This is a genomic window from Oligoflexus sp. (assembly GCF_035638955.1).
In the GTDB taxonomy this organism is placed as follows: Bacteria; Bdellovibrionota_B; Oligoflexia; order Oligoflexales; family Oligoflexaceae; genus Oligoflexus.
This window is the reverse complement of sequence record NZ_DASQYZ010000385.1, coordinates 17197-37922: the sequence shown is the minus strand read 5'-3', so window position 1 is coordinate 37922 and position 20726 is coordinate 17197. Positions and strand designations below refer to the sequence as shown.

General features: G+C 53.4%; 21 protein-coding genes. 9 read left to right on the top strand and 12 right to left on the bottom strand.

Annotation, left to right across the window (positions count from 1 at the left end):
- Positions 1–1469: response regulator (locus VE954_RS33445; RefSeq protein WP_324961237.1), on the bottom strand; the 1469-nt coding region annotated here is incomplete at its 3' end.
- Between the two features lie 305 nt (positions 1470–1774).
- On the opposite strand from VE954_RS33445, the gene VE954_RS33440 reads away from it, so the two are divergent.
- The 3 genes from VE954_RS33440 (at position 1775) to VE954_RS33430 (ending at position 5659) form a co-directional block, all read left to right on the top strand.
- On the top strand, positions 1775–3895 hold the full coding sequence (locus VE954_RS33440) for a vWA domain-containing protein (RefSeq protein ID WP_324961235.1): 2121 nt from the start codon (positions 1775–1777) through the stop codon (positions 3893–3895).
- Between the two features lie 159 nt (positions 3896–4054).
- Positions 4055–5176, top strand: a complete 1122-nt coding sequence (locus VE954_RS33435; RefSeq protein WP_324961233.1) for a DegT/DnrJ/EryC1/StrS family aminotransferase — start codon at positions 4055–4057, stop codon at positions 5174–5176.
- A 51-nt stretch (positions 5177–5227) separates the two neighbouring features.
- Positions 5228–5659 (top strand): AtaL-like protein, encoded by a 432-nt coding sequence (locus VE954_RS33430; RefSeq protein ID WP_324961231.1) that lies wholly within the window; start codon positions 5228–5230, stop codon positions 5657–5659.
- Positions 5660–5744: 85 nt separating this feature from the next.
- Here VE954_RS33430 and VE954_RS33425 read toward each other — a convergent pair whose 3' ends face one another.
- The 3 genes from VE954_RS33425 to VE954_RS33415 all read right to left on the bottom strand — a co-directional run bounded on the left by VE954_RS33425 (position 5745) and on the right by VE954_RS33415 (position 8196).
- Positions 5745–6479, bottom strand: coding sequence for a response regulator (locus tag VE954_RS33425; protein ID WP_324961229.1), 735 nt, complete (start codon positions 6477–6479; stop codon positions 5745–5747).
- An 88-nt stretch (positions 6480–6567) separates the two neighbouring features.
- Positions 6568–7623, bottom strand: a complete 1056-nt coding sequence (locus tag VE954_RS33420; protein ID WP_324961227.1) for a pectin acetylesterase-family hydrolase — start codon at positions 7621–7623, stop codon at positions 6568–6570.
- Between the two features lie 117 nt (positions 7624–7740).
- The gene (locus tag VE954_RS33415; protein WP_324961225.1) at positions 7741–8196 is read right to left on the bottom strand and encodes a transcriptional repressor; all 456 of its coding nucleotides are present in this window, start codon (positions 8194–8196) and stop codon (positions 7741–7743) included.
- 224 nt (positions 8197–8420) lie between these two features.
- Here VE954_RS33415 and VE954_RS33410 point away from each other — a divergent pair, with 224 nt between their 5' ends.
- Entirely contained in the window at positions 8421–9356 is a 936-nt protein-coding gene (locus tag VE954_RS33410; RefSeq protein ID WP_324961223.1) for a hypothetical protein, read from the top strand.
- A 31-nt stretch (positions 9357–9387) separates the two neighbouring features.
- Here VE954_RS33410 and VE954_RS33405 read toward each other — a convergent pair whose 3' ends face one another.
- The 4 genes from VE954_RS33405 to VE954_RS33390 form a co-directional block, all read right to left on the bottom strand.
- Entirely contained in the window at positions 9388–10572 is a 1185-nt protein-coding gene (locus VE954_RS33405) for a vWA domain-containing protein (protein WP_324961221.1), read from the bottom strand.
- Between the two features lie 9 nt (positions 10573–10581).
- The gene (locus tag VE954_RS33400) at positions 10582–11415 is read right to left on the bottom strand and encodes a MoxR family ATPase (protein ID WP_324961219.1); all 834 of its coding nucleotides are present in this window, start codon (positions 11413–11415) and stop codon (positions 10582–10584) included.
- A gap of 192 nt (positions 11416–11607) precedes the next feature.
- The gene (locus tag VE954_RS33395) at positions 11608–12405 is read right to left on the bottom strand and encodes a ribonuclease HI family protein (RefSeq protein ID WP_324961217.1); all 798 of its coding nucleotides are present in this window, start codon (positions 12403–12405) and stop codon (positions 11608–11610) included.
- Positions 12406–12577: 172 nt separating this feature from the next.
- Entirely contained in the window at positions 12578–13177 is a 600-nt protein-coding gene (locus tag VE954_RS33390) for a hypothetical protein (protein ID WP_324961214.1), read from the bottom strand.
- Between the two features lie 185 nt (positions 13178–13362).
- On the opposite strand from VE954_RS33390, the gene VE954_RS33385 reads away from it, so the two are divergent.
- The 4 genes from VE954_RS33385 to VE954_RS33370 all read left to right on the top strand — a co-directional run bounded on the left by VE954_RS33385 (position 13363) and on the right by VE954_RS33370 (position 15750).
- Positions 13363–13821, top strand: coding sequence for a hypothetical protein (locus tag VE954_RS33385; RefSeq protein WP_324961212.1), 459 nt, complete (start codon positions 13363–13365; stop codon positions 13819–13821).
- Positions 13822–13976: 155 nt separating this feature from the next.
- Positions 13977–14312, top strand: coding sequence for a Spx/MgsR family RNA polymerase-binding regulatory protein (locus tag VE954_RS33380; RefSeq protein WP_324961210.1), 336 nt, complete (start codon positions 13977–13979; stop codon positions 14310–14312).
- Positions 14309–14770 (top strand): YchJ family protein, encoded by a 462-nt coding sequence (locus VE954_RS33375; RefSeq protein ID WP_324961208.1) that lies wholly within the window; start codon positions 14309–14311, stop codon positions 14768–14770. Before VE954_RS33380 ends, VE954_RS33375 begins: the two co-directional genes overlap by 4 nt.
- A 47-nt stretch (positions 14771–14817) precedes the next feature.
- Positions 14818–15750: a hypothetical protein gene (locus VE954_RS33370; protein ID WP_324961206.1), complete on the top strand. Its 933-nt coding sequence runs from the start codon at positions 14818–14820 to the stop codon at positions 15748–15750.
- Here the strand turns inward: VE954_RS33370 and VE954_RS44540 are convergent.
- Together VE954_RS44540 and VE954_RS33365 are read right to left on the bottom strand one after the other, a co-directional pair.
- On the bottom strand, positions 15692–16024 hold the full coding sequence (locus tag VE954_RS44540) for an RICIN domain-containing protein (protein WP_414699052.1): 333 nt from the start codon (positions 16022–16024) through the stop codon (positions 15692–15694). The two genes, VE954_RS33370 and VE954_RS44540, sit on opposite strands and share 59 nt — an antisense overlap.
- Positions 15949–16314, bottom strand: a complete 366-nt coding sequence (locus VE954_RS33365; protein ID WP_324961205.1) for a hypothetical protein — start codon at positions 16312–16314, stop codon at positions 15949–15951. Before VE954_RS33365 ends, VE954_RS44540 begins: the two co-directional genes overlap by 76 nt.
- A 219-nt stretch (positions 16315–16533) precedes the next feature.
- On the opposite strand from VE954_RS33365, the gene VE954_RS33360 reads away from it, so the two are divergent.
- A complete protein-coding gene (locus VE954_RS33360) occupies positions 16534–17655 on the top strand; it encodes a PQQ-dependent sugar dehydrogenase (protein ID WP_324961202.1) in 1122 nt (373 codons plus the stop codon).
- Positions 17656–17661: 6 nt separating this feature from the next.
- Here the strand turns inward: VE954_RS33360 and VE954_RS33355 are convergent, their stop codons facing one another.
- Positions 17662–19731, bottom strand: a complete 2070-nt coding sequence (locus VE954_RS33355; protein WP_324961200.1) for an adenylate/guanylate cyclase domain-containing protein — start codon at positions 19729–19731, stop codon at positions 17662–17664.
- A gap of 25 nt (positions 19732–19756) precedes the next feature.
- Positions 19757–20698 (bottom strand): MaoC/PaaZ C-terminal domain-containing protein, encoded by a 942-nt coding sequence (locus VE954_RS33350; protein WP_324961198.1) that lies wholly within the window; start codon positions 20696–20698, stop codon positions 19757–19759.
- Positions 20699–20726 lie beyond the last annotated feature (28 nt).

Genomic DNA, 20726 nt, shown 5'->3' with positions numbered 1-20726 from the left:
TCACGGGCCTCTTCCATATATTTCATGATCTGGTCTTCCTGCCCCATTTCAGAGGCAATATCCGCCAGATCACAGAGCCGCTCAATATTACCGGGCACCATGACATTGGCCTGCTCCAGACATTTTTGAGCATCACCGAATTCACCCAGTTTCAGCAGAATCTTGCCGAGCAGGCCAATTTCCTTATGACTGGGAAGATTGACCTTGGCATTTTCCAGGATCATGATCTTCGCATCACGATACTGGCCAGCCTGATACGCAAAGCAGGCTTTCAAAAACTTTTTACGGGTCGCTTCCACCTTGGGATTATTCTCGAACTGCACCATCAACTGACGGGCGTAATCCACATCGCCTGAATTCAAGGAAATGCGAATCTTCTGCTCCAGATCCTCGGCGGCCAGGGGATAGCGCCAACGGTTGAACTGTTCCACCAGCTGCTGCTGAAAGGCTTTTTTCGGACAGGGCTTGTTGATGACAAAGATCCCGCCCACTTCCTGCATGATTTCCTGCGCGGCGTCATCCACCAGCGAGGAAAAAATCAGAATGGGCTTGTCGGTGTAGCCGTGATGCCGAACATGCTGGATAAAGGCCCCGCCGTCCATCCCATGCTGCTTCCATTCGCCAATCACCAGATCGACCGTGCTATTCGCTTTCAGATAATCACAGCCATCGGTGGCATCACTACAGGTCTTGATTTCGGCCACGCTCAGTTCTGTCAAACATTCGCGCAGAAATTTCTGCTGCGATTCATCAGGGTCCACGATCAGAGCATGCTGACTGTTGAGTTTAGCCTTGTATTCGCTGATATCGTCGATACCCAGATATTTCTTGCCAAGCTCAATGATCTCCGCTTTGTGGGCGGGATGCGAAGCCAGGACCTGCTTCATGCTCAGCAGGGCTTCCAGGTTGTTGCCGACCTCCAGCTCGGCCCGAATCAGCCGCATCTTTTGCTGCACCGAACCATCCACCCATTTATAGAGCCCCTTTTCCAGCCGCTCCAGGTCATCGATCCGGTTCAACTCCTGAAGCTTTTCACGGAAACCGGCGGCAACGGCCAGGGACAAATGCGGCAGCTTTTTCACAGTGGCGTGAAACTTATCCATTTCTGCTTTGAAGGAATTATAAGTGAGTGGCCGTGTATGAAAGGAGGCCATGCCCATCGCATAGAGGCTTGGCAAAAGATCCTGCTCTTCGGTATTAAGCAGCACCGACGTCATCGTTCCGCGAAAGTGCTCAAACTCAAGGGGCAAACGCAGGAACTGCCAGCCCGTGAGCTTCTGCCCAGGAAAGAGCGAAGTGATGATCCAGCCGATTTTTTCCTGGCCCAGGGTGTTAAAACCGTCCATGACAGAATCAGATTGATAGATATTCCTAAAACCGGCCTCGTTGAGAACCCGTTTCACGGTCGATACAACGGCACTCACAGGATCCACCACCAGTATTCCCATTTCACGGTCCAGCAAGTTCAATGTCTTCCTCCAGTGTCCAGGAACGGTTTTTCTCAATCGTCCTCATATTTTATACCAGGCAAATCGAAGGCTGCATCCATCATCTTGAAAATCGCGTTTCAAAAGGGGGTCGAATGAGCATTTTTGCTAATCTTTAGCAATCCATTATTTAGCAATAATTTCAATAATTTATACGAATCTGAAAGTTTCACTTGAAAACGCCTCAGGAAAACTTCGAGTCGTGAAACTTTCTGCTCCGAAAGGAAGGACATGCTGCTTGATTTTATACGAGCAGTGATGCAACCCAAAGCCTAGAGGTAACGACCATGTCCTCGCGCACCAATCCACGCTATCCCCTTGTGAGTGTGCTCATGGGCTTAAGCTTGGCCACCGCCTGCGGCCGTGATAAAACCTACTTCCGCAGCCTTGACGATACCGGCGGTCCGCCCGCTGAAGCTTCTGCAGATGCGGCCCCTGAGTACCTTAAGACCTTTGCCGCGGGCCAGCTGGAAACAGCGAACCTGACCATCGATAGTGGGTTCAACCTGATCCAGCAGGACTTCCTGCTGGTGCAGGCGCCCAAGTCCGCCGAGCTGAGCCAACAGCTGGATCGTACGATTTACGAAGACAGCTTCACCCAGGGACACAACGGTGTCAGCGCCTCCCAGGCCTTTTCGATTTCAGAAGCCGGTATCTTCGACCTTCTGATCGTGATGGACAACTCAAGCTCGATGGGGCCCTACCAAAACCGCATCAGCCAGAACCTGACCAGTATTCTCAAGTATATCAACAACACCAACTGGCGGATTGCGGTGGTGACCACCACCAACGCCTGCTTGAACAAAACTACTGACGGTCGCAAGTATATCACACGCGCCAACTATGATGCTGATCCTGTGAAAACCACTGCCGACTTCAAAACCATGATCAAGATTGGTGAGGGTGGCGACCCGGTGGAAAAAGGCATCAAGATCGCAGCTGATGCCATGACGGGCCAGGGCTGCATCGCGACCAGCAATGAATGGTTGCGGGCTGATTCCCAGCGTTCCATCCTTTTGATCACCGACGAAAAGAACTGCGGATCCGGCTCCAACGAAGGTTGCGCTGGCAGTCCCTATGAAACGGCCCAGTACTTCTATGACCGTGTGGGTTACAATGTTCCCGTGAACGCCTTCCTGCTCCTGCAGGAACCACCCGCCGCGAACCCTGCTGACCCAACCGACCCCAATCATGACTGTCAGGACTCAGGTGGATATCTGGAGCTGCCCAACCCAGCTGAATATATGCGCATGGTCACGGACACGGGCGGTATTTCCTCGGATATCTGCCGGTCGAACTATGGCAGTGTCCTGGAACAAATTTCGCTGAACGTCCGGAAGAAAATCAACATTCAATTTGAATTGAGTCACCCAGCGGTTGCGACCAGCCTTGACATCAAGCTGGATGGTAAAAAAGTAAGCAGCTTCACTGTCTCGGGAAAGACCCTGACCATTCTGGAACCCGTGGTCGAAGGTTCCCAGGCTCTGAACGTCGTTTATAAACATGATCCCGTAGCCATGGTGAAAAGCTTTACTCCATCTCATAACGGTGACGGCACGAGCTTTGATGTCCTGGTCAACGGTGAGAAGCTGGCCAAGGAACTTTATCATCTTGATAATAACACGGGCAAACTGGAGTTGAACAACATTCCCCCTGAGCACGCCCAGATCAAGATCAAATATCGAGAAAACGTGACTCTGCGCAAGGTTTTCAATTATGTCCAGAACTTCGTTCCCGGCAGTCTGGAAGTCTGGGTTGATGATAAAAAAGTCACCAACTTCACCCACGATGTCAACGCGAAAAAAGTCACGTTCACCACGCCTCCAGTCGACGGCGCTCAGGTCAGCCTGCGCTACGAAATGCCCGGGGATCGAAAGCTGAAGTATCCGATCCTCGGAGCGGATGCAGCCCGGATCGAGAACTTCCGCCTGGTCGATAGAGAAAACCAGGAAGAACTGATCGCTCAAGTGGACAACGGCAACCTGCTCGTGGACAATGATGCGATTTTCAACGGTCGCAAGGTTCGGGCCATCTATAACATGAACTACGAGTTCAAGAGCAAATTGTACAATATTGCGATCGCCGGTCAGCCTTTCCCCGACACTTTGAAAATCGAAGCCGAGGGTGACGAGAATGTTTGCAGCCAGGATGTCGAAGTCCACGCGGACAGTATCGGTTTCAGCTGCGGTGACGAGGATTTCGAGAAGGTCAACATCTCGTATCAGTATGCAGAGAGCTACAAGAACACCTTTGACCTGAGCGTCGATTACAGCGGTCCTAAAACTTACAAGGTTTATGTCAACGAAAACGAACTCACCAACTATCACATCTTTGAGGACAAGCTGGTGATTTTGAAGAAAGACCTGCCTGCTGGCTCGACCGTGAAAGTTTTGATTCAGCCGCGCTAAGTTTCGACCCCGTTCGCGGGGCGGCTTGCAAGTCATAGATCCCGGCCCCGCGTTCCTAACGCGGGGTTTTTGCTTTTGCATTTCAGCGCCATAACTGCTACAAAATCGGCTTAAGTGGCAAGCTGTAACAGCAATTTTGACATAGTTGCAAGGACCCCCATGCGCGTACCCTTTATCGACCTCAAGCGAAGTATAGAACCTGTTCGCGAGCAAATACTCGCCGACTGGACGCGATGTCTCGATCAAACCGAATTCGTCAGCGGTCCCACTGTGCAAAAACTTGAAAAGGAACTGGGGCGGGTCCTGGAAGCCGAACATGCCGTGGCTTGCGCCAACGGCACGGATGCTCTTATTATCGGCCTTCAGGCGCTCGGCGTGAAAGCTGGCATGCGTGTGGCCGTTCCCAATATGACATTCTGGGCCCCCTTTGAAGCCATTGCCCAGATCGGCGCCGAGCCGGTCCTGGTCGATATCAATCCCGATGATCTGCAGATGGACTTCGACGAGTTCAAACGCGGGCATGAGAAATTTCGTTTCGGAGCCGCGATTCTCGTCCACCTGTTGGGCTGGACCAGCACCCGTCTGGGCGACTTCCGCAAGTATTGCAAAGAGGAAGGCATTCATCTCCTGGAAGACGGGGCGCAATCCTTTGGCGTGCGTTATCACGGCGAATCCGTTTACACCGGCGCCGAGGTCTCGACGATTTCCTTCTATCCTGCCAAGGTTCTGGGGGCCGCTGGTGATGCGGGCGCGATGTTCACCCCGAACCCAAAGTTGGCTGAAGTCATCCGCGCGCTCGGCAATCACGGCCGCGCGGGCCATTATACCTATGACTTCGTGGGCTGGAATTCACGCATGGGCGGTATCCAGGCCAGCTTCCTGATGCGCATGCTGGAGCAGATCGATGGGATGATCGATTCGCGCCTGCAGGCCGAAGCCTTTTATAAGGATTTCTTCGATGCCTATCCGCAGCACGGCCGGGTTTATACGGCCCCGGAAGGCATTACCGGGAACGGCTACCTGTCGGTGATTCAAAGCCATAAAGTGAGCGGCGATGACTTGGCCGCTCGCCTGCGTGATGCCGGGATTGGCTGCGCGCGGACTTACCCGCAGACCCTATGCGAGCAGGGTCCATCGCAGACCTGCCTCCGGACTTCGGACCTTGCACACAGTCAAAAATTCAGCCGTATGGTGATTAACCTGCCACTCTTTGCCGGGATCACCCGGGACGAGTGCCTGGCTTCTGCTGAGGCTTTACTGCACGCTTTTGAAGGCTTATAAGAACTGAGAGTCGAGTGACTGAAAACCTTTCGAGAAGGAGGAGCAAAAAACATGGCTTCTGAACATTTCCGCTGCAGTGTAAAAGCCCCCTTTGATCGCCTGTGGCAGACCCTTATGGATGAAGTGGAACACCCCGAGCGCTTCAACAAAGGCATTTTGAAAAGTAAAATCCTGGAGCGTTTTAATAACGGCGTGCTCCGTACCGTCTCGGTCCCCGATGCTGATGTTCGGGAACGCGTGACCTATCGCTATGAAAATGGCGAGATCGCTTCGCAACTCGTCGGACATCCGGATCTGGTCGGCGTGATTGAAAAGAAAGTTTCCCCGAACGTAGCCGATCCTGAAAGCTGGATCCTGGAAAGCGCGATCGAGTGGGAAAGCATCAGTCCTCGCGTGGACCATATGATTCGCCGTAATATCGAGCGTTTTGTGACACAGAGTCTGGAGAATGTGAAGAAGACCGCGGAACAGGCTGAGGCCTAAGAGGCTGAGGCGCCGCGCTCCGACTCTGAGGATTCTGGAGCCAGGTCCCAGAACCCTCGTCGCGCTCCGACTCTGAGGAGCCCTATTATTCCATGGGAATGTAGGGCAGGCGTTTCTGTTCGCGCGTTAGGGTCGCAATAAATTCCACACTGGCTGGCGTGAGTTTCAACCATTCCAGACCGGCGCCACGGGGGTGTTTGGAGCCATTGGCATTACGAATCCAACGACACGCAGCCCACCCTTCCAACGTTAGACCGTCCTTCTGCAGTTGAAGCGAAACCTTCACGACTTCATCGAGTCGAGGCAATTCTTCATCAATCCGCAGGAAAATTCCGCCGCGACCTAATAAGACAGCCGCGTCCGCCTCCGCTTGCAAAAGCGAAGGAAAAGTACGTGAATAGCTGCGTATGGGTTCTTCCAGGGACTGATCTCTCCACCGCGCGTATTGGTCCTTCAGATGGAACTGAACTGCCTTGTGCAGCGTCTCAAACGACAGAGGCTTGGCGATAAAGCCCGCAACACCCTTGTGAAAGGCTTCGGCCACGGTCAGGTCGGCAAAGCCTGAAACAAAAATCACAGGAGGATGTTCAAAATGCTTTTTACGAACCTCAGAAAGCAGATGGACACCGTCTCCGCCCGGCATGCGAATGTCGGACACGATCAAATCGATGGCATGCTGCTGCAGGGTTTCAAGGGCTTGGGCGGCACGGTAAGCTGTGAAGACCCGATAGCCGGAATCTTCAAAGTCAAACTGAAGAATTTCGCAGAGATCGACTTCATCGTCGACCACCAGGATGGTTTTTTGCGAGGTTACATTCATGGCTCAACCTAAACCTTACCGGAATGAAAGAGAAAGGAATCTTCTCTTATCGGCATTCCGGGGGCAAAGATGAGCCACCGGACGTGGATCAGGGACCGCGATCCACAGCGCGTAGATTCAAAAGATCCTGGACCCAGGACGCCAGATTCTGGCCTCCTGCCTTCACTTCATAAAAGCTTTTGCTGCTGATATAGACGTGTTTCGAACCTGCTTGCAGAAAGCTCGCAATCCCACCTTTCAGGTAGTTCTCGCGTAAACTTCGCACCCCGGCTTCAAATTCCTGGGCCGGGAAATTGGGAAAGAGCGGCGGTCGACACTCGTTGAGACCAAAGCCATAGAAAAAGCGCATGGTCCCATCCTGCAGGCTCATGATCATGCCTTTATCCTGCTCGGGATAGCGATCGCGCAGGTAGCGGCTCAATTCCACCAGGCCCCCACCATTGTCGCCTCGGCAGGCCGTGCAATCTTCCGGCAAGGCAGAATCCATGCCCCACAGCGTTCGAAAATTATTCTGGAGGCACGGTGCCAACCATTCATCCTGCAAAGGAATGCCGCTATCATCCAGCAGCACCACGCGACTGTCCGGCCACCGTTCCTTGGCTGTGGGATAATGGAAGATCGCGCCAAACCCACCCGCGCTGACACCGGTGACCAGGACATTTTCCAGCTCGGGCATCATGATTTTCAGGCGATCCATGATCAGCTGCATGTTGCGGTAACCGACGAAGTTCTGCTTACCGAGCACGCCGGGAACCTGAACGTCCTCGCGCGTTCCAGCAAAGATATCGCCCGTGCAGTAAGGCACATGCACGAAATTCCAACCATTCACGGGATTATCATCGCGCTCCTGAAAAATCCCGTCCTGACCCGGATACTGATCGCCGACCGACTTCGGATTGGCCAGGCAGGTGAGACTATTGAAGCAGGAGCCACCGCCTTCCAGATAAACCACAAGGTTTTTGTCGAACGGCCGCTGCCGCAGGAAAAAGCCGGCCTCGCTTCCATCTCGACATTGGGTTCCCGCCACGGCCTGCCATTCCCAGGCCGCCGCCTGAGTCTGCGCCACCGCAGTTCCCACTTCCACGCTCAATGCTGATGTCACGGCTAGACAGGACAAAGCCATACGAAGACGTGCAGCTACCATGATCCCCCCTGTGGTTGCTGACGAAACGAAGCAACGACAAGGCACTGGGCGAGTGCCTCCTCGTTGTGGATAAGTATATTTTACATAATCAGTATTGGTGCGTCACTAAGTGGGGATTTAGCTTTTCTTTTGGCAATCAGCGCAGACGCCAAACATATCAAGAGTATGATGGGTGAGTCGAAAGTTGTAACGAGCAGCAACCTGCTTCTGCAGAACTTCAATTTCCTCGTTGGCGAATTCCTGAACCTTATGACAGCTCACGCAGATAAGATGATCATGATGCGACTTGGGGTCCAGGACTTCAAACACCGATTTGCCATCAGCAAACTGTTTCTGATCCACCAATCCCGCTTCCTTCAGCAGGTTCAGGGTTCGATACACAGTCGCAAGCCCAGGGTTGTGTTCCGTGTTTTTGAGGCGACTGTAAAGATCCTCGGCACTCACATGCGAATCGAGAGTGAGAAACTCCTCGATAATAAAATTGCGCTGCCGACTCTGCTTCAACTGCGCCTTGGCCAAATACTGATCCAGTCGATCCCAAAACCATTGGAACTTTGCCACCTTCTTTTCCAACGTCCGTCTCCCTGCCAATGGTTGTCATCAATCCCATATTTCAAACACGATCCCAATGGAATTGCCAGCATGATCTGCCCGCCCCAGCCATAAAACAGAACGTCATGGTTATGTCATCTCGTCGCTTCAGATTTTCCCAATGGACGGATGAGCTCTCTGTGGTGTCCTATCGGGGCTACAGTTCGTCACAATGTTGAGTTTCATTTCAAGGAGGAAGTGATTCCATGCCAGCTTTTATGTTTTTTATGATCCTCGTCTGCTTCACCCCCCCACTTCATGCGCTCACGCTGAGCGACGCCGAAAATTTCTGGCGTCAGGATGTTGTGCGCCTTTGCGAGGGTTTCCCCTCCAAACAGGACTGCGATGATGGTGACTCAGTGATTTTCAACGGTCTGCTTTGTATGGTCGGCGAACAGCAGGGCTGCGAAACAGTCCGTGCCTCGCAGGATGCTGATGGCCGCTTTTGGCGCTCTCCGCGCCGCAATCCCGGCAACTTGGGCGAAGATAAATCCTTTTCCCGCGACCAGACTCTGGGTGTTCTTCTCTATCTCGCCAAAACCCAGGACCGCGACGCCGCCCTACGCTGGATGGCCTGGATCGAAGACAACCGCTACTGCGGCATCACAAATCCTTTGTCGGGTGGTTGTACCGTCTTCGGCTATCGCGTGTGCCGTGATGATAAGGAAATCTGCGATTTGCGTCCCGGCACGTGGGCCTTATTTCATCGCGTATGGGAGCATCTCGGCCTGCCCACCACCCGTGAAATGCGCAAGAATGAAGGCATGGACATCAGCGATATTGAGCTGATTGCCATTGATAAAGCCAGGCCTGGCTATGAACTGCACCTGAAAGCTGTGGCGGCCTTCCTGCGTATGACGATCGGGTCATCGGTGAGCCGATCCCATGCGATGGCGCAACGGCTTCATGATCGACAAGAGGGAAATCCTTTTTTCCAGGTCCTGGCAGAGGGTCCGAGTGAAGAGCTGAGTCGAAGGCTTCTGCAACTCTGTCCCAAACCTGGGGATGACCTGGGCTTCCGCCGTTATCAGTGGGCCTGGGAGCGGGACACAGCCAACGAAGCCTGGCGCGAAAGCATGGGCTGGGACTGTATTTTCATGGGGCGATTGCTGGATTCCTACTCCACATTCACCGCCGACTAACGCAGGCCGCCCCCGCCTTTCAAGGGGGCCTTCATTCTCTTTTCTGCTTCATCCTCTTCAGCGCCGCAATCGCCTCATCAATACCCTGCAGAGACATGGGAAACATGTCGGGGATAACGGTTCGAATCAGTTGATTCGATGGTCGTTGCCAGTACGCCGCTGGCTCTGGATTTAACCAGACGGAGCAGGGAAAATGCTTCCTTAAGCGATCGATCCAGGTCAGACCGGTCTCCGCATTCTGCTGAAAATAATCGATCGCCCCGCCGACTTCTGTCAGTTCATAAGGGGCCATGGCTGCGTCGCCGACGAATATGAGCAGCCAGGTGGAATCCAAAGTCTGCAAAAGGTCGCGCGTCAGCACCCGCTTCTGCTGCTCCATATCCGTAAACATAAAGTCGTAGGGGCAGTTATGAAAATAATAGTATCGAAACTCTTTGAAATGCACGCTTTTGTACGCCGCTGAGAAAAGTTGTTCGCAGATCTGAGTGTGATAAGTCATCGATCCGCCGACGTCCATCAGCAGCAGCAGTTTTTGATTATTTTTGCGTTCCGGCCGAAACATCAGGGTAATATCACCCGCGTTGCGTCCTGTCGCTTCAATGCTGGCTTCCAAATCCAACTCGGCCGCGTGCCCTTCCCGCCCCCAATGGCGTAACTTACGCAGGGCGAGCCCAATCTGCCTCGTATCGATAATCACATCACTGCGGAAATTGCGAAAGAGCCTTTGACTGGCGACCTGCAGAGCACTCATGCCCCCACCCTCGCCGACGCGAATGCCGGCCGGGTTATAGCCGCCGCTTCCGAAAGGACTGGTGCCGCCCGTGCCCACCCAACGGTTGCCCCCATCATGCCGCTCTTTTTGCTCGCGCATTCTCTGCTCGAACATATCCTTCAGCTCATCCAGGCCCAGGGCCTGCATGGCCGCTTTTTCTTCAGCGGTCAGCGCGCGTGGAGGTTTGGCATTTTTCAGCCATTCATTGAACTCATCCTTAAGGCTTTCGCTATAAGTGATCCCTTCGAAAAATTCGGCAAAGCACCGATCGAAGGCATCATAGTCCAACTCCGTGCGGCAACAGATAGCCCGGGCCAGATAATAGAATCGATTCAAGGATTCTGCGGCATGACCTCGTTCGAGAGCCTGCAGGAGGGTCTGCCACTCATTGCTCGATACTTTGAGCCCATAGCTCCGCAGCTGATACATAAAATCAACAAACATGGCCCGCCCCTAAAACCGCGAGTTTCTCCGCTGCCCCTGCCGCAGAGCCTGCATATCGCTTTCTTTTTTCAAAAGAACGCCTAAAAACGGCAGCTCTTTTTCCAGCTGTTTGGGTTCGATCCCACCACGCACCAAGGCTCCGATCCAATCCACCAGTTCACTGGTCGAGGGTTTTTTACGAATCTCGCTCTGTTCGCGTAACCAATAGAACCGCACCAGACTTTGCGAGATGAGTTTTTCTTCCACCTGAGGATGATGCACCTTCAAAATACGCCGCATCTCGTCGGCTTCCGGAAAGGCAATATAGTGGAAAATGCAGCGCCGCAGAAAGGCGTCAGGTAATTCTTTTTCCGCATTCGAACTGATGATCACCACAGGCCGTTTGCCGGCTGTGATGGTTTCCCCTGTTTCGGGGATATAAAAACTCATGACGTCAAGTTCGTGCAAAAGGTCGTTGGGAAATTCCAGGTCGGCCTTGTCGATTTCATCGATGAGCACAACGCTGCGTTCGCTCGCTTGAAAGGACTTGCCGAGCGGGCCCAGCTTGATATAGCGCTTGATGTCCTGTACTTCGCCCGTACCGAATCGGGAATCATTCAGTCGCTGAACGGTATCATAGACGTAAAGACCGTCCTGCGCCTTCGACGTGGATTTTACATGCCAAGTCAGAAGAGGCAGGTTCAGGGCCTCGGCCACCGCCTTGGCCAGGACCGTCTTGCCGGTCCCCGGCTCACCGCGAATCAGGAGAGGACGCTCCAGATCGCAGGCAACGTTCACGATTTCCTGGAGTTCTGGTGAGGCAATATAGTTACGGGTTCCCTTGAATTGCAAACGCTCTGACATGATTTCACCCTGAGCTGAAGATGAACGCAAAGGCCCATCATAGCCACGGGGGGGCAAAATTCAAAGCGACCAATTGGTTTGGCTCGGCTCCCCATACGGGGACAATGTCGGGCGCAAAGAATGGGTTTGGCTCGGCTCCCCATACGGGGACAATGTCGAGCGCTAAGAATGGGTTGAGCGAAGGAGTCCCTCTTACTTTTTTCCGCGCATTTTCTGCGCCATCTCGCAATCCACCAGGACCTTGCGCAAGGGCAGATCCCCCTGCAAACCGCGGGCTGACCAGCGCAGAGCATTCAGCAGAAGTTTTTTTCTGGCCTCGTCGGCAAGATCTTTGGTCAGCGGATCGTGGCTCAATCCTCGCGCAAAGGCCTGTTCGATGTCAGAGAAATTGGGGAGGGTTTGCGCGAGACTGATCAGACTCGTACGGGAAAATGCGTCCGACCCGCCGACTTTAAGCTTGAGCAGTTCTTTGAAACCCGCCTTGTTACCGAGGCTATTCAACTGGGCAATCGCGGCGGCCGAGGGAATCCCCTGCGCCGGTGAACCCGGGGTGACAGGAATGACTTCCATGGGCGGCTTCGGTTCAATCCCCAGACGCCGGTCCATTTCCTCGTTGGCGACGCGGTCGGCTTCCCCATTCTGCTCCCTGGGAATCCATCGCAAAGACCAGTGCGGGATCGAGGCCAGGGCCCGAACAACCAAAAGTCTCAGCTCGCCCATCATGGGATGCTTCACCTGCCATTCCCCGGTGACCTGCATCACGACGAGTTTACTATCACCCAGGAGTTCGAGACGGGTCAGGCCGAGACTCTGAGCCAGTTCAATGGCCATCAGGAGTCCCCGATACTCCGCTTCATTATTGGTCGCCGATTCCATGTAGCAGACCCGCTCATGACCACCGTCATAAGCGGTAAAAGCCGCGCCGGCGGCGGGGCCTGGATTGCCACGTGATCCACCGTCGAAATAAATCGTCACACATTCAGCGGGCAAAGTCCGACTCCCTGTTGCAAGATGGAAGTCATTATCCCGAACCGGGCCCGGACCTGCCAGCTGAATCAGGGCGGTCTTGAAAAATTCCCAGCCTTACGGCTGCGGAGCAGGCAAGAGTTTGCGGCTCGCCCGAGCTTGCGGCACAGCGAGGGATTACGGCGTCGCCGCAGCCTCACGGCTGCGGCGTAGTCACAGGTTTCGGTGTCGGCAAAGGATTCTGGAACCAGCTCAAAAGCAACTGGCCATCATCGGAAGCTTTAAAACTAGGTTTCCGAGGGGGCATACGGGCTTCACCCAACATGATCAGGGCGCGGCTGGCATTTTGAATGGCGAACGCTTCCGTATCCAAACGAACCCCTTTGCGAGCTGTTGGTCCGCTGTGACAGGACACGCAATTGGTTTGCAGAATCGGCGCAATATCAGCATAGACAAGGGATTGCAGACTATCGAGATACGCGATCAGTAGCTGGCCGTCCGGGGTATCTTTAAAGCCTTCGTCACCCATGGGCATGACACCCAGCTTGAGCGCGACCGAAGCCTGCTTGCTCAAACTTTTCAGGTTCTCTTCCGTGTCCAGAACCACATCTCCAAAGGCAACATCAGCACTGTGACAGCCAAGGCAGTTTTGCAGCACGATATCAGCAATGTCGGCATAGGTAACCGCAGGTTTCGGTTCCGGCGGGACAACCACCGTCCCTTGCGCATAAAGGGAAGCACCGCAAAACACCGAGGCCAGTAAACTCAGGAGCGCTGGAAAACGAATCATGTGCATAGTAAACCTCTGGGAAATAGTTTGCGCACATACTGTTCAATCCAGAAACCCCTGTCAAACCTGGATCCGCCGCCTGGGTATTGTTCCCAGCCCAATGCAGACAGGGGTTTTAAGGCAAAGTGGAGAATATTCCCGCCTTCCATTAGAATAAGCAAAACAATGCCAGCACCCATAAGGACAACACCATGCTCATCACGCCCCGTCGCTCGCGTCTTTTGATTGCGTCCTGCTCTCTTATGTTCACTTCGTTCGCGTCTGCTACGGATCTGCAGAAAATGGGCTGTAAGGAAGTCGAAGCCATTGAAGCGAAATGCACCGAATACGATGCCGCGGGCAAGGCTTGTGATGCCGCCGTTGCAGACGCCGCCAAGGCTCAAGTCGCAGCTGCGAAAAAAGACCAGGATGAGTGCAAGAAAAAATATTCGTTTGAGTATGTGTTGAAATGCAAGAATGAGATCAAGAAAGCCACCACCCTGGTCAACACCCCGCCCGCTGTCATGAAAGGCAAGGTGGCGAAGGATCTGCAGGCCAATGCCGAAAGCCCCTGCGGCAAAGTGGAAGCCATTGGCAAGGAGCAGAAACTTTGCAAAGGTCCTAAAAAAGTGATCAGCACGATGAAAGCCAACTGCATTCAGGACATGTAACTGAAAGCCGAGTCGTGGACCCTGACCCACGCCCCGGTTTGATTTGACACGATGCAGCGCCGACAGCCATGTCGAATTGCGGATATGGCGGCTGACTCGTCTGGCTTTTTTCCCGAGCAAAGACTAGGATGAGGGCCATTCGCGAGGAGGTCCCTTTGCTCACGTTTTATGGCTATAAAAAATGCAGCAGCTGCCGTGAGGCTGAAAAACTGCTGACGCGAAAAAAAATGGCTTATAAATTCATCGACATCACCGAGGCGCCCCCTGCGGTGGATGACCTGTCGAGCTGGTTTCAGGCCTCGCCCTTTGATATCAAAAAGCTGCTCAATACCAGCGGTGAAGTGTATCGATCGATGGGCTTGAAAGATAAAATCCCTAGCATGTCCCAAGAGGATATCCTTACCCTTCTGGCCCGCAACGGTCGGTTGATCAAGCGGCCGCTCATCACCGATGGTCAGCGTCTTATTCTTTTGTCGGAGCTGGAATCATGAGCGACGTCCTTTGTCCCTGCGGCACAGGGAAGCCCTATGTGGGTTGTTGCGGTCTTTATATCGAAGGCGGACAGCTCGCGCCGGATCCTGAGACCCTGATGCGCAGCCGTTATACGGCCTTCTGCAAAAGTCAGTACGCCTATCTTAAAAAAACCTGGCATCCGGAAACGTATCCTGAGGATCTGGAGCAGGGTGAACCGTCCAACTGGGTTGGTCTCGAAATTATCGAGTCCTCCTGGGAAGATGATGAGGGCGAAGTGGAATTCAAGGCCCGGCTGATTCTTGAGAATCGGCTGGAAGTCCTGCATGAAATCAGCGAATTTGATAAAGTCGATGGTCAGTGGCTCTACCACAGCGGTGAATTTCTGAACGAAGATGATCCCGTGAAAATAGCCCGTAATGCCCCCTGCCCTTGCGGCAGCGGCAAACCCTTTAAAGATTGTCACTACCAGGCATGAACACACTCTCTTCGCTTCTGCAGCCAATTAAAATTGGAGCTCACATCGTGCCGGGCATCTGGCGCTATATGTTGCATGAAGATGTCCTTTATTTCCGCGTCGATGCTGAGTCGCAAAGCAGTTGCTTCAACTGCCCTCAGGTCAAGGCCTTTGGCTTTCATCCAGCGATTCGGTGCTGCAGCTATATTCCGCGCATCCCGAACTTTCTTTTGGGTTTGGCTTTGATGGACCCGGGCACGCAGACGATTGCGCGGCAGTTCATAGGCTCCGGTTATACCATACCGGAAGGCAGTCAGGTCTCGCCAGCCCAGATGAAGCAATCCTTGGCCTTCCTGAGCAATGAATTACCGATAGGCAGCGTGGTATGCCCCCTGCTCGATCATGCCTCGAAAAAATGCCAGATCTATGCGTTTCGCAGTGGAGTCTGCAGCACTTTTTTCTGCCGTCATGATCAAGGCCCGATCGGCGCGGAATTCTGGGAATCGCTGACGGACCTGGTCACGCAAGTTGAAACGGCGTTGGCGCAATGGTCTCTGGAGCAGTCGGGTTTCGACCTTGAGGCTTATTTTAAGCGGTTTGAGGCCTTGCAGACGGAACTGGATGCCTGCGTTGAGCCCGCGTCCGGAACCTGGAGTGAGTTCGCACGACGCCAGCTCTTTGCGGAATGGTATGGGCGTGAAGAAGAACTTTTTTTAAGCTGCGCCCAACATATTCTGACCCATAAAAAAGATCTTTTTGAAATCGCCAGTCGACAAAAGCTGCGGCAAACACCGGATTACGATGCGGCTCTGCGGCAGCGTTTCGCCTCTGAGTACCCGGCGCGATTGATTGGCGAAACATTACCAGAGGGCGAACCCGTAGCGATTCGCAGTCTCTGGTATTCCATGCAATTGTCTCATCGCAATCTGCAGCTCAATCGTCTTAAATCTTCATCACCTGAATCTTCTGATTCAAGACCGCCGAGCAGCGCCAAAGAATAAGACGGGTTCCGGGTGTGGCCCGACTGAGTTCAGCATCGATGCAGGTATTATTGCCGTCAAATTTAAGAGAATAAGTAGCGCCATAATCGACGACGCTGAAAAATTGGGACGATTTGGATTCACAAACCTCGGCCCGCAGGACCGTGACAAAGAATCCGATCGGGCCTACCTGAAGACACCGCTGGCTGCTGGTATCCTTCAGCTGGACACGACCATCCAGGCTTCGGGCAAAGAGAAATTTCTGACCCACGGCATTGGGATCACAGGGTTGCAGGCTGGTCTCTCCGTCGGGATTCGCCTGGACGCAAACGCCAGGCTGTGGGCAAATGAGAGCAATTCCACACGTTGGGCGACTTGGGTCTGCATGGCAATTGGGGCTTCATTGGCTACGGCTGGCATGTTCAGGGAATCCGTGACCTGACCTTCCATGGCGGCTTGAGCGGTGGAATCCACGTGGACATCGGGATCGTCTTCGGAGGCATCCGGTTCAATAGGATCGCGTAAGCGACAGCTGACAAAACACATGAGAGTCAGCGCTAGGCCGAGCAACTGGAGTCTTCGCATAATTTAGGTCCCCCTTGGCTTCTCAAAAACCCTACTGCAATTAAAATGCCCTTCCTGGCGGTTATTATTTCATCGTCTTACCGCGAACCCCCTGTCCAGGATCTCGACGTTCTGGCCAGAGAGCCTGCGTTTTTCCGCGGTGAAGGAGGCGTCCTGATTGACGAACTTGCCAGCGCTGGAGTACTTTGCCCTCGATCCAGGGAATCGACCGGAGGCCGTATGCGATTGGGACGACACATAGGGATGATTGGAATTCTCCAGACAGCGTTCTGGCCTGTGGCAGCCGCAGCCGTTCCCGTTCTCACGTTTGAGTCACGTGGCATGAAGCTGCAGCGCGAATTGGTGGAATCCCAGGTGGGTCCGATCTGGGCCATGACCTTTCTTCCGGATGGTAATCTCCTGATGACCATAAAATCGGGCGCCATCAAAAAATACGACGTGAAAAAGAAAAGCTCGACCAACGTCACTGGAACGCCGCCTGTAGCGGTCTTCGGCCAAGGTGGGCTGCTTGATATTGTTCTTTCGCCGAGTTTCAAGAAGGATCAAAAAATCTATCTCAGCTATAGCAAACAGGTGGGACCGAACCTCTACACGACCGCGCTGGGAGTCGGCCGTTTTGATGGAAAAGCCCTGCTTGGCTTTCGTGAAATCTTTGTGGCTCAGGGCAGCTCCACCAAAGGTGAACATTTCGCCGGGCGTATCGTTCTTGATGGACCTTCCATTTGGTTCAGCGTGGGGGAACGCGGCGAGCGGGACAACGCGCAGATCCTCACCAACCATCTGGGCAAAATTCTGCGCCTAACCCTGGAGGGCAAGGCTTACCCAGATAACCCGTTTGTGGGGCGCAAGGATGCCTTACCCGAGATTTATAGTTATGGGCATCGCAATCCCCAGGGTCTGGTGAAACATCCGATCACCGGTGAAATATGGGCTCATGAACATGGGCCGCGAGGTGGCGATGAGATCAACATTATCAAAAAGGGCTTGAATTACGGCTGGCCCAAAGCCACTTTTGGCAAGGAATATTGGGGCCCGACGATAGGCAGAAGTCTGGTCGAAGGAACCGAACCTCCTATTCATCAGTGGACACCCTCGATCGCACCGTGTGGCATGATCATTTATAATGGCAATGCGTTGCCAGGCTGGAAAGGCCTTGTGATCGCGGGCGCACTGGCCAAGACCCACTTGAACCTCACCGAGCTTCGAAACAATCAAATGGTGGCGGAAGAACGCCTCTTTGCCAAGGAAACGCTCCGGGTTCGTGAAGTCGAACAGGGTCCCGACGGCGAGATTTGGTATGCAACGGATGACGGATCGCTCTTCCGCATTCGGAAAATATGAAACTCGTTACGCTGACGTTGCACGCCAGCGCATTTCTTTCAACACAAACAATTCGTGGGCTTGATCCAGGCCCCGAATCTGATGGACGCCTGTGGAAATCACCTGATCCTTGGGCAACTGCAGCGCCAAATCACGGCTGATGAGAATATCACCGGGCTGGGCCATACGCTCGATGCGGGATCCGATGTTGACCGTACTGCCGATCACCGTAAAATCCGACCGCTTGGGTCCACCGAAACTCCCTACAACGGCGTGGCCTTGATGAATCCCGATGCGCATTTTAAAGGCCGGAAATCCAGCAGCTTCCCATTCCTGACTCAGAACCATCAAAGCTTTCTGCATCGCGACCGCACAGTCCACGGCTTTGGAGGCCTGCAGAGCATCGGGCAGTTCCGTCGGGGCCCCAAAAATCACCATAATGCCATCGCCCATGAACTTATCAATGGTCCCGCCGTGCTCGAAGATGACTTCGGTCATGCGAATCAGAAACGTGTTCAGGATCAAAGCAATACGCTGGGGTCCAAGGCTTTCCGACTGCCGTGTGAAGTCACAGAGATCGGCGAAGAGGACGGTGACGGACATGGTCCGCGCGCTTTCATCCAGCCGGTTTCGGCCGTCCAAAATTTCCTTGATGATCTCTGGCGGCAAAAAACGCTGCAGCACCTGGGTTTGAATATAAAGGTTGAGCCGACGAATTTTTCCATGCTGCCGGAAGATGCGCATCCAACTCGCCACAAATCCGGCGAGGAGCACTAGAATACCGATCAAGGCATAGGTCTTGAGCTGCGAATAGCGATTCTGTATGTCCAGCTGCGTATCTTTCAGGCTCGATTCATAACGCGCCCGCTGCAGCTCCAGGCCATCGATGGTGTTGGCCAGCGTCATACTCATGTTCGGCGCAATCTTATGCTGATAGAACCAATAAAACTGTCGATAAAGCTGCAGCTCGTCACTGACCGGGTTGGGCCTCTGGCTGATTTCTGAGGTCAGATGCAGAATGACATCCGTTTGCGTATTGTGAGGGAGATCAAGGCAATGCTCCAGATCAGCCACAGATTGGTTCATGGATCGAGCCAGATGCATGTAGCACTTTAAAAAAGGGGCGCGGGCTTCACCGAGGTAATTGTTCAAATTCACTTTCTGGAGCACCTGGATCACTTCATCATGACGTCCGAGCTTGGCCAGGCTATAGGCACGAAACACCAAAGCATCCGGCACCAGGGTCATGTCGCGCTGAACCTTTTCCAGCTCCCGGAGGGCACCTTCATAGTCTTTGATGGACATAATCAAAGCAATGGCCTTGTTATAGGCGGAATTTTCGGCATTCATCCAGTTACCAGTTTCCCGAAAATAGGCCTCGGTTTCATCAAACAGTTTCAGGCCTTCCGCGATGACGGCGGGACTGTTGGACGGCGTGATGTAAATGGTGGCCATGCTTTTCTTCAAGAGGACTTGCATATCCCTGGCTTCAAAGGGCAAGGTTTCCAGGCCCTGCCTCAAGAGCGAAACAGCGCGAGGAATGTCGTGCGAAAAAATCAGATGCGTCGAACCTCGATACATGACCTGTGCGGGCACAATGGTACCGGGAAAATGCTGACGGGAGACGAGGAAGATTTTTTCGAGCCGGTCGGTAATAACGGAGTCGGCCAGGTTGGGTTCAAATAGTAAACAGGTCGCCTGGGCCTCATAATCATCGGCCCGGGGCGGTGTCGCCTGACACGATTGATGACCTTCCTTCTCACGACCCTGCCCTAGGAAAATACCATGAAGCGCCTGCGCTGCGAGGTAGCGATGCTCCAGCTCGGGATCATCCTTCTGAATGCGACGCCAGAGTCTTTCACTCTCCTGCTCATCAGCCGGGTGAACTCGGGCTTTTTCCAGAAGTGACTGCCTGGTTCTTGTATAGTGCGATAAATAGGGCAGAGGATCAGCAAACGCTGATCCACAGACAAGAGTAAGCAAAATGAAAAGAGCCGAATGCAAAGGCACCTGTCTCCCGATAAAACGCTTATCTTCCATTGTCCCATGGAGCAAGGCGTTTTTCCCGGGCAGACTCTGCCTAGGAGGCTGGGACACATTTTGTGTCCCAGCCTCCTAGGAGCTAGCCGCGCCGCTGTGAGCCCATCAGGCGCCGCAGATGGCTGCAGTCCTCAAAATCACCAAACACTTTCACGTGATTATGGTCATCGACAACTTCGAACCGCGAACCTTCGACCAGGAGATAATAGTTCTGGCCACAGAAGAGCGGGCTGGCAAAAATAGCTTCCATGCGCCCAACGTCCAGGCCACAGCTATCCTTCAGGAGGGATAGCACCAGATTGGTGGCGCACAGGCCTTGAATGAAACTTCCAGGATGACGGAACAATCTGGAAACCAGCTCAACCGTATGAATGGGATTCAAATCGCCCGACAGCATTCCATACTGCACACCGAGTTTGCGTCCCACATGAAAGAGGGTCCTGGATTCATAATTCGAAGCCAAGGCCGAGGCTCGGCGCGACATCCCATTATATTTGGCTTCGGGCGCTTTTTGCGCCACCATCTTTTCATAGACAGCGGACGGCACGCCTCGGAAGAACAGCCGATCCACATGGACCAGTTTCACTTCGTCGCCATCCAGAATTTGAACTTCAATTTCCAAGATACCGCGTCCATGGCCAGGGAAAGGCTTCACATCGACAATCCGGGCCTGGTAATGATAGGTGCGCTCGGCTTCAAATTGAAAGCAGATATCCCGGAAATGAACTTCGGACGCAAGGTGCATGATGGTTTTGAAATCAATCCCCAGACGCGACACGCAGGTGAAGAAAGCCTGGGTATTGATCGCACAGTAAACGGTATTGCGATTCTCGATGGGGTCGTGATTCCCAATCGCTTTCTGCCATTCGGTAAAGGTTTGCGCCGGTATTTTAAAATCAGTGGTGTAGGTCATCCAGTTATCAGGAGCCAGGTTGAGCGGACGGTTTTGCACCATGGAACGCATGAATCCCAATGAGTACTGCAAAACGCCGATGAACTTCAGCGGGCTGACGATAACGGTCACAGTTGCTTCCTCCAAAGATTTGCTCGAA

Bases quoted from the DNA above. Each gene is read 5' to 3' on its own strand.
- VE954_RS33430 (WP_324961231.1), top strand. From the start codon at position 5,228: ATGGCTTCTGAACATTTCCGCTGCAGTGTAAAAGCCCCCTTTGATCGC.
- VE954_RS33405 (WP_324961221.1), bottom strand. From the start codon at position 10,572: ATGTTTGTTGATTTTATGTATCAGCTGCGGAGCTATGGGCTCAAAGTA.
- VE954_RS33425 (WP_324961229.1), bottom strand. From the start codon at position 6,479: ATGAATGTAACCTCGCAAAAAACCATCCTGGTGGTCGACGATGAAGTC.
- VE954_RS33375 (WP_324961208.1), top strand. From the start codon at position 14,309: ATGAGCGACGTCCTTTGTCCCTGCGGCACAGGGAAGCCCTATGTGGGT.
- VE954_RS33410 (WP_324961223.1), top strand. From the start codon at position 8,421: ATGCCAGCTTTTATGTTTTTTATGATCCTCGTCTGCTTCACCCCCCCA.
- VE954_RS33390 (WP_324961214.1), bottom strand. From the start codon at position 13,177: ATGCACATGATTCGTTTTCCAGCGCTCCTGAGTTTACTGGCCTCGGTG.
- VE954_RS33435 (WP_324961233.1), top strand. From the start codon at position 4,055: ATGCGCGTACCCTTTATCGACCTCAAGCGAAGTATAGAACCTGTTCGC.
- VE954_RS33440 (WP_324961235.1), top strand. From the start codon at position 1,775: ATGTCCTCGCGCACCAATCCACGCTATCCCCTTGTGAGTGTGCTCATG.
- VE954_RS33400 (WP_324961219.1), bottom strand. From the start codon at position 11,415: ATGTCAGAGCGTTTGCAATTCAAGGGAACCCGTAACTATATTGCCTCA.
- VE954_RS33360 (WP_324961202.1), top strand. From the start codon at position 16,534: ATGCGATTGGGACGACACATAGGGATGATTGGAATTCTCCAGACAGCG.
- VE954_RS33365 (WP_324961205.1), bottom strand. From the start codon at position 16,314: ATGCGAAGACTCCAGTTGCTCGGCCTAGCGCTGACTCTCATGTGTTTT.
- VE954_RS33420 (WP_324961227.1), bottom strand. From the start codon at position 7,623: ATGGTAGCTGCACGTCTTCGTATGGCTTTGTCCTGTCTAGCCGTGACA.
- VE954_RS33385 (WP_324961212.1), top strand. From the start codon at position 13,363: ATGCTCATCACGCCCCGTCGCTCGCGTCTTTTGATTGCGTCCTGCTCT.